The organism is Micromonospora sp. 4G55, from assembly GCF_016803375.1.
In genome coordinates, this window is the sequence record NZ_JAEVHN010000257.1 from 1 (window position 1) to 8,176 (window position 8,176).

6 protein-coding genes and 3 pseudogenes are annotated in these 8,176 nt (G+C 74.7%); 2 read left to right on the forward strand and 7 right to left on the reverse strand.

All coding sequences use genetic code 11. The features are described 5' to 3' along the window. Positions 1-164: pseudogene (locus JNW89_RS20300) on the forward strand (aldo/keto reductase); the annotation flags it as partial. A gap of 245 nt (positions 165-409) precedes the next feature. On the opposite strand, the gene JNW89_RS20305 reads toward JNW89_RS20300, so the two are convergent. From JNW89_RS20305 to JNW89_RS20330, 6 genes and pseudogenes are all read right to left on the reverse strand, one after another. Then, complete coding sequence (locus JNW89_RS20305; RefSeq protein WP_238450093.1) at positions 410-2,323, reverse strand: MBL fold metallo-hydrolase; 1,914 nt, start codon at positions 2,321-2,323, stop codon at positions 410-412. Positions 2,324-2,343: 20 nt separating this feature from the next. Continuing rightward, positions 2,344-2,601 carry an acyl carrier protein gene (locus JNW89_RS20310; RefSeq protein WP_238450094.1) on the reverse strand — a complete coding sequence of 86 codons (258 nt, stop codon included), beginning with the start codon at positions 2,599-2,601 and terminating at the stop codon, positions 2,344-2,346. Positions 2,602-2,642: 41 nt separating this feature from the next. Next, positions 2,643-3,862, reverse strand: a pseudogene (locus tag JNW89_RS20315) (ketosynthase chain-length factor). Further along, complete coding sequence (locus JNW89_RS20320) at positions 3,859-5,124, reverse strand: beta-ketoacyl synthase (protein WP_238450095.1); 1,266 nt, start codon at positions 5,122-5,124, stop codon at positions 3,859-3,861. The pseudogene JNW89_RS20315 and the gene JNW89_RS20320 overlap by 4 nt, the downstream one beginning before the upstream one ends. A 195-nt stretch (positions 5,125-5,319) precedes the next feature. After that, positions 5,320-5,970: a DsbA family protein gene (locus JNW89_RS20325; protein ID WP_238450096.1), complete on the reverse strand. Its 651-nt coding sequence runs from the start codon at positions 5,968-5,970 to the stop codon at positions 5,320-5,322. A gap of 179 nt (positions 5,971-6,149) precedes the next feature. After that, positions 6,150-6,677 carry a 2'-5' RNA ligase family protein gene (locus tag JNW89_RS20330; protein WP_238450097.1) on the reverse strand — a complete coding sequence of 176 codons (528 nt, stop codon included), beginning with the start codon at positions 6,675-6,677 and terminating at the stop codon, positions 6,150-6,152. A 54-nt stretch (positions 6,678-6,731) separates the two neighbouring features. Here JNW89_RS20330 and JNW89_RS20335 point away from each other — a divergent pair, with 54 nt between their 5' ends. After that, positions 6,732-7,160: a nucleoside deaminase gene (locus tag JNW89_RS20335; RefSeq protein ID WP_238450098.1), complete on the forward strand. Its 429-nt coding sequence runs from the start codon at positions 6,732-6,734 to the stop codon at positions 7,158-7,160. Here JNW89_RS20335 and JNW89_RS20340 read toward each other — a convergent pair. Beyond that, positions 7,157-7,765, reverse strand: a pseudogene (locus JNW89_RS20340) (DNA-binding response regulator). The gene JNW89_RS20335 and the pseudogene JNW89_RS20340 sit on opposite strands and share 4 nt — an antisense overlap. Positions 7,766-8,176: the final 411 nt, after the last annotated feature.

An 8,176-nucleotide genomic window follows, 5' to 3' on the forward strand; every position in this document is an offset into this window, starting at 1 on the left:
TCAGCCGGGCGCTGGAGATCGGCTACCGACACATCGACACCGCCGAGATGTACGGCAACGAGGCCGAGGTCGGCGAGGCGGTCCGCACCTCCGGCCTGGACCGCGCCGAGGTCTTCGTGACCAGCAAGCTCAACAACGCCTTCCACCGGCCGGAGGACGCCCGGCCGCGGCAGCGCCGCCAGCGCCGTGAGTGAGCGCGCCGTCGCGCAGTGACCGTGGTCTTTGCACCGGGGCGAAGCGAGGGCAGMAKGRCCGGGGGACGATCCGCCGTCGGGCAGTTGGGCGGCGAGGGTGAGCAGACCGGCGACGGCTGCGGCTGCCGCGAACACCCGGCGGGCGCGCGGCGCGGTTGTCATGGACACAGCGACCGTTCCTAACGTGAGGGGTGCGGGGTGGCGTGGGCGCCGGGTCAGGCCCGGCAGGTCGGCAACCGGCCGTCGTTGTAGGCGACCATTTCGCCGAAGATCGCGACGACGTCCAGCGGCCGGCCCGGCGGGCCACCGGTGATCTCGGCGTACGCGCGGTGCAGGTTGCCCACGATGCGCTCGCCGTCGAGCAGGTGCGCGAACGGCGCGAGGTCCGCCGACCGCGCGGCCGCCAACGGGGTGAGGCCCTCCGCGTGTGCCGTCGCGGCCAGGTCCCGGACCCAGCGCAGGTAGGCGATGTTGTCCTCGATGGCCTGCGGCCCCGTCACGGGCCCGTGTCCGCAGACCACGGTGCGCGGCTCCAGCTTCCGGAGCCGTTCGAGTGCGGTGAGCGCCCCGGAGACCGAGCCCATGAGGTTGAACGGGGCGGCCCCGGAGAGGACCACGTCCCCGGCGAACAGGACGCGCTCGTCGGGCAGCCACACCACCACGTCGTTGGTGGTGTGCGCCGGCCCGACGTGGACCAGCTCGGCGCGCCGGTCACCGACGTGCACGGTGAGCCGGTCGGCGAACGTCACCGCGGGCAGGGTGACCCGCACGTCGCCCCAGTCGACGTCGGGCCAGAGGCCGGTCAGGGCGAGCCCGGTGTCGGCCATCTCGGTACGGGCCAGTTCGTGCGCGACGACGGTGGTGCCCGGGCCGAAGACGTGGTTGCCGAAGTTGTGGTCGCCGTGATGATGGGTGTTGACCACCAGGCGTCCGGGTCCCCCACCGATCCCGTCGACGGCCGCCCGGAGGCGCCGGGCGCGTCGCTCGGTGGCCAGGGTGTCGATCACCAGGACGCCGTCGGACCCGACGACGACGCCGGCGTTGCTGACGCACCAGCCGCCGGGCAGCTGGGTGTACGCGAAGACGCCGTCGGCCACCTCGGTCAGCGCGCCGTCCGCGTCACCGGTCGCCGGGGCGGGGACCACCGAGGGGACGCTCACCGGGACACACCCGCCCCCGGTGTGCGGGGCCGGCTGCTCCCGCGCGTACCGGCCGGCGTGCTCGAGCGTGGCCCGGCTGTTGCGGCCGAGCACGTCCCGCAGGTGGCGGCGGGCGTCCGCCGGGGTGCTGCCCGCGCCGAGGACGGCGTCGATCGCCTCCGGGTCGACCGCCACGCTGTGTCGGGCGTGGACCTCCGCGCCGCCCGGACCGTCGGCGAACTCCCACGACCCGGCGTGCCCGAGGAGCATTCCCGGCGGGACGACCTGCTTGTAGACGATCTGCCCGGGCAGGCAGAGCCGGATCGAGCGGGTGGTGTGCGACCGGCCCTCGGCGGTCACCGTGTCCATCTCCATGTCCTGCACGTCCGGCTGCGGTTCGCTCAGCGACACCCGGTCGACGTGCGGCAGCCGCTGCGGCCACAGGTCGCTGCGCCGCACGAAGGCGTACACGTCGGCGGCGCTGACTCCGGGCAGCACGACCCGGTCGGTGAAGGAGAAGACCAGGTCGTCCACCGGGTGCCCGAGTTCGGCGACGCGGGCCAGCGCGGCCAGTTCCCGGGCGCTGTTGGTGTCCAGTGCCTGGTTCATCCACGCCAGCTGCTCCTCGCCGCCGTCGACGGTGAACCGGTGGGTCAGCACGACCTCGGTGCGCCCGCCGCCTACCGGCCGGAAGGTCCAGTCGCCGCCCATCGAGGTCAACGGTGCCTGGCTGCGCTCCTGCCGGAAGGTGACCCGCAGGCCGGCCGGATCGAGGTCGCGCCGGGACGCCCAGGTGTTCACCCGGCCGTTGACCTGCGCCCAGAGCTCGAACCGTTCGACATCCGGGGTGCGCTCCAGGTGCCGTACGTGCACGGTCGGCTCGAAGATCACGGGCCACCGGCGTACGTCGGCGACCAGCTCGTAGACCACCTCCGGGGGCGCGGCCACGACGCGGGTGTGGACGGTCTGGTGCGGCCGGGACGGGCTCATCGGCTCTCCGACGGCCGGGGTCATGACGTCCGGGCCGCGGCGCCGTTGACGAGGTCGACCAGCTCGCGGGGGGTGCGCAGGTCGGCGATCCGCTCGTCGGGGATGCGCACCCCGTACTCCTGCTCGATCCGCGCGGCGGTCTCCATCAGCGCCAGCGAGTCGTACCCCAGCTCCTCGAATTCGACGCCGTCGATGTCGCCGTCGAAGGCCGCCGCGTCCGTCTCGCCGGCGCAGGCGACGAGGATGCGGCGCACGTCGTCGATGGTCATCGTGCTCATGGATGGCTCCTTTGTGGTCCGGGTGTGCGAAAGCGGGCCGGTCATCCGGCGGCGCGGACGACGACGGCGGAGTTGAACCCCCACCGGCCGCGGGCGAGGACGAGGGCGGTGGAGACCGGGGCCGGTCGGGGCCGGTCCAGGACCAGGTCGAGGGCGTACCGCTCGGGCACCTGGGTGGTGCCGGTGGTGGGCGGGATCACCCCGTCGCGGATGGCGAGCAGGGCGGCGACCAGGTCGGTGGGGCCGCCCCCGGCGTAGAGCCGGCCGAACATCGCCTTGGGCGCGGTCACCGGCACGCCGCGCGGGCCGAACAGACCGCTGATCGCCTCGGCCTCCACCCGGTCCAGCTCGGGCACGCCCGCGGCGTCGGCGAACACCACGTCGACGGCATCCGGGGCGATCCCCGCGTCGGCGAGGGCCAGCTCGGCGGCCCGGCGCAGGGCGGCGGGCGCGGCGACCCGGGGGGCGGGTCAAAGGTGGAGGCGTAGCCGGCGATCTCCCCGTACCGCTGCGGCACGCCGCGTTCGCGCGCCGCCGCGAGGTCCTCCAGCACCATGATGGCGCCGCCCTCACCGGGAACGTAGCCGCCGGCCCGCCCGTCGAAGGGCAGGTAGGCCCGGTCCGGGTCGGTGGCGGCGCTGACCCGTCCGCTGGACACCTGAGACGTCCAGCCCCACGGGTCGAGCGCCGAGTCCACCCCGCCGGTGACCACGAGCGAGGTGCCGCGGCGTACGGTCCGGCGCGCGTGCCCCACCGCGTCGAGGCCACCGGCCTGCTCGGCCACCAGGGCACTGCTCGGGCCGCGCATCCTGTTGCGGATGGAGATCTGACCGGTGTTCACCGCGTAGAACCAGGCGAACGACTCGTAGACGCTGACCGCCTGCGGTCCCTGCGACCAGAGCTTGTGGAACTCACGGTGGGTGAACTCGAAGCCGCCGGAGGCGTTCGAGGTGACGACGCCCATGTCGTAGTCGGTCAGCGTGGCCGGGTCGACCTTCGCGTCGGCGATCGCCCAGTCGGCGGTGGCCAGGGCGAGCCGGGTGGAGACGTCGGTCTGCGGCAGCAGCCGGCTCGGCAGGTGCTCCTCCGCCCGGAAGTCGAGGATCTGCCCGGCCAGCGCGGCCGGGTACGCGGAGACGTCGAAGCGGGTGATCCGGCTGATCCCGTTCCGGCCGGCGAGGACGTTGGTCCAGAACCGTTCGAGTCCCAGCCCGACCGGGGTCGCCACGCTCATGCCGGTGACCACCACCGGGCCCGTCATGCCCGCACCTCCGGCCGTCGCAGCACCATCGCGCTCTGGAAACCGCCGAAGCCGCTGCCGACCGTCAGCACGGTGTCGACGGCCTGCTCCCGGGCGACCAGCGGCACGTAGTCGAGGTCGCACTCCGGGTCGGCCTCGTGCAGGTTGGCTGTGGGCGGTACGACACCGTGCTCGATCGCCAGGAGCGAGGCGGCGATCTCGACGGACCCGATGGCGCCGAGCGAGTGCCCGACCATCGACTTGATCGAGCTGACCGGCACCTCGTACGCGTGCTGGCCGAGGCTGCGCTTGTAGGCAGCCGTCTCGTGCCGGTCGTTCTGCCGGGTGCCCGAGCCGTGCGCGTTGACGTAGCCGATCGCCGTGGGGTCCAGCCGGGACTCGTCCAGCGCCACCCGGATCGCCTCGGCCATCTCCCGGCCGTCGGCCTTGAGCCCCGTCATGTGGTACGCGTTGCACCGGGTGGCGTACCCGGAGACCTCGGCGTAGACGTGCGCGCCGCGGCGGCGGGCGCTCGCGTACTCCTCGAGCACGAACATCGCCGCCCCCTCAGCGAGGACGAACCCGTTGCGGGAGCCGTCGAAGGGCCGGGACGCGTGCTCCGGGTCGTCGTTACGGGAGGTGGTGGCCTTGATGGCGTCGAAGCAGGCCGCCACGATCGGCGTGACCGGCGCGTCCGAGGCGCCGGCCAGCATCACGTCCGCGCTGCCCTCACGGATCAGCTGGACGGCGTGGCCCACCGAGTCCAGGCCGGAGGTGCAGCCGTTGGAGACCATCGCCACCGGCCCCTCGGCCGCCACCGTCCAGGCCACCTCCGCCGGCATGACGCTGGGAATCAGGTAGTCGAACATGTGTGGCGAGACGTAGTCGGCGTCGACCTCCCACCGCCGTCCGCTGTCGGAGAGCACCAGGTACTCCCGCTCCAGGCTGGTGGCCGCGGCGACCGCGCTGCCCAGGCTCACGCCGACCCGGTGCGGGTCCAGCGCGCCGAAGTCCAGGCCGCTGTCGGCGACCGCCTCCCGGGCGCAGACCACGGCGAACTGCGACGCCCGGTCCATCCGCCGGACCTCGCGGGGCGTCAGCCCCTCCCGGGCCGGGTCGAAGTCGGCCTCCCCGGCGACCTGGGACCGGTACGGCGACGGGTCGAAGAAGGAGATCCGCCGGGTCGCCGTCCGGCCCGCGGTCAACAGGTCCCAGAATTCCTTGGTGCCGTTGCCACCGGGGGCGCGTACGCCTATCCCGGTGATGACGACGCGCCGCGTCACCGGACACCGTCCGGGCACGTGCAGGCCCTCGAACTCAACATCGCAGTACGTCCCTCACTGCCGGTCGACTACTACCGCGTCCGTGTTCAGCCGCGATGACGAGGGACAGCGTGCGTGGGCGTACTTGAGGCCGGCTTGAAGATCGATGGGGGTCGGGGCGCCGGGCGGCGATGGCCCGGCGCCCCACCCGGTCGGTCAGTCGAAGGACGGGCCGAGGTCGCGGCTGCGCTTGAGCTCGTAGAAGCCGGACGTGCCGGCGACGAGGAGCACCCCGTCCCAGAGGCGACCGGCCGCCTCGCCGCGCGGCGCCGGCGTGACCACCGGGCCGAAGAACGCCACGGTCTCCCCGGCCACCGGGCCCGGGGCGTGGATGACCGGGGTGCCGACGTCCGTGCCGACCGGCTTCATCCCCGCGTCGTGGCTGGCCCGGACCGCGTCGTCGTGCGTGGTGCTGTCCGCCACGGCGGCGAGGGCCGGGTCGAGGCCGGCGTCGGCCAGCGCCGCCCGGTTGAGCGCGTCGCCGAGCGGCTGCCCGCCCGGGTGGATCCGGGTGCCGAAGGCGGTGTAGAGGTCGCGGAGCACGCCCTGTCCGTGGGCCTGGGCGGCGGCGACGCAGATCCGCACCGGCCCCCAGGAGCGGCGGCGCAGTTCGAAGTACTCGTCGGGTCGGTCCCGGTACGGCTCGGGCACATCGTCGTTGCCCTCGTTGAGCACCGCGAGGCTCATCACGTTGAACCGGACGTCGACCGGGCGGACCCGCTCCACCTCCAGCAGCCAGCGGGAGGTCACCCACGCCCAGGGGCAGACCGGGTCGAACCACATGTCCACGGTTCCGCGGTCGTTCATGCTGATCCTTCCTGCACCGTCGCGGGCCCTTCAGCCCGTCCCTGTGGTGATCCTCCCCCGCCGGGTCGATCGGGCCGGACCCTCGCGGACCGCACGGCGGGTGACGTCGATCACCACGCTCGGTCATCGGCGACGGCAGGTCCGGGCCAGCGGGAGCGCTGGGGCAACCACGGACCGCGTCAGTTTGCCGGAGAGCCCCTTCCCAGCGGCCTGACCGTCCGGGTGTCGCCGTCGTAGCTGCGGGCCGCCACGAACTCGCCCGCCGGCCGGTCGACACCGGCCACCGCCCGGGCCAGCCGCCGGTCGTTGTCGCGAAAGCGCAGCGCGAGACTCAGGTGGGGGATCCACCGCCCCGGGGCGTGCCACGGGTGCTGCCCGTCGGCGTCGGCGAGCACGTCCCAGACCGCGGCGTGCAGGGCGGTCAGCTCCGGGGCGGGGCGCAGCAGCCAGACCAGCGGGGCGCTGCCGTCGAGCACCTCGATCCGGTCGAGGCGTACCGGCAGGGGCAGCGCGGCGTCGACGAGGTCGGCGAGGCGTTCGGCGGCGCCGGCCGGGAACGCCTCGACCGAGGCCAGGGTCAGGTGCGGCCGGTTGCTGGGGTGGGTGTTCCGGGCCAGGCTGGGCAGCCCGGCGGCGGCGAGCCGGTCCCAGGCGGCGCGCACCGCCTGCTCCAGGGGCGGGGAGCAGAGCAGTTCGACGGTACGCACGCCCGCCAGGCTAGTCGGCGTGTGGGGGCCGCCCCGGCGGGGAACCCGGCCGGAATGAGCGTGCTGACCGAGACCGACGAACGACACCTGCGGCGGGCCATCGCGCTGGCCGGCACGGCCCGGGCGGCCGGGGACGGCCCGTTCGGGTCGCTGCTGGTCGCCGCCGACGGGCGGGTGCTGGCCGAGGGGGTCAACACCGAGCGGACCGACGACGACATCACCGCGCACCCGGAGTTGAAACTGGCCCGCTGGGCGGCCCGGCGGCTGGCCGCCGACGAGGCGGGCCGCGCCACGATGTACACCAGCTGCCAGCCGTGCGGGATGTGCGCCACCGCCATCGAACGCTCCGGCCTGGGCCGGGTGGTCTACGCGCTCAGCGCCGAGCAGCTGGCCGGGCTGCGACCGGCGGACGCGGCGTCGCCGGTGGCGTACGCCGGGCCGGCGCTGTTCGACGAGGCGCGGGCCCCGCTGGTGGGGTCCTAGAGCCAGCCGGCGTCGGCGGGCGATCCCGCACCGCCTGGGCCCGGTCCGCCGCGCCGAGCTTCTGCACGCTCGCCGACAGGTGGTTGCGGACCGTGCCAGCGGCCAGCCCGGTACGCCGGGCGATCACCGCGACCGGGGCGCCGTACTCGGCCAGCCGCAGCGTCTCCAGCTCCCGTGGGGTCAGCGGGCAGGGCGGGAGGGTGAGCGCGTCGGCGGCCAGCGCCGGGTCGACGTACCGGGAGCCGGCGTGGACCCGGCGGATCACGTCGGCGAGCGCGCCGCCCGGGGCGCCCTTGGGCAGGAAGCCGCGGGCCCCGGCGGTGAGCGCCTGCCGCAGGTGGCCGGGGCGGCCGTGGCCGGTGAGGATCACCACCGCGCACGAGGGCAGGGCGCGGCCCAGTTCCGCTGCGAGTTCGATCCCGCCCGGTGCCGGCATCTCCAGGTCGACCACGGCGACGTCCGGCCGGTGCGCCCGCGCCGCGTCGAGCGCGGTACGCCCCGTCGGCGGCCTGCGCCACCACCTCGAGGTCGTCCTCCAGGCCGAGCAGGGCGGCGAGGGCCTGCCGGATCAGCTCCTCGTCGTCGGCGAGCAGGACCCGGATCACGCGCTCACCGGCACGGTCGCCTGGAGGGTGAAGACGCCGCCCGCCCGGTCGGTACGCAGCCCCGCCGCCGACCGCCGCCAGCCGCTCGGTCAGGCCGCGCAGCCCGTGGCTGTGCCGGTCCGCCCCGGCGTCCGCGCCGACCCCGTCGTTGCGCACCGTCATCGTGGCCACGTCGCCCTCCCGGGTGATCTCGATCCGGCACCAACCGGCCCGGCTGTGCCGCAGCACGTTGGTGCCCGCCTCGCGCAGCACCGCCGCCAGCTCGGCGGCGATACCCGGCGGCAGGTCCGCCGGCGGCGGTACGACGTCGCACCGCACCCCGCAGGAGCGCAGCACCTCGGCCACCGCGGCGAGCTGCTCGGCGAGGTCGACCGCCCGGTAGCCGTGCACCGCCGCGCGGACCCGGTGCAG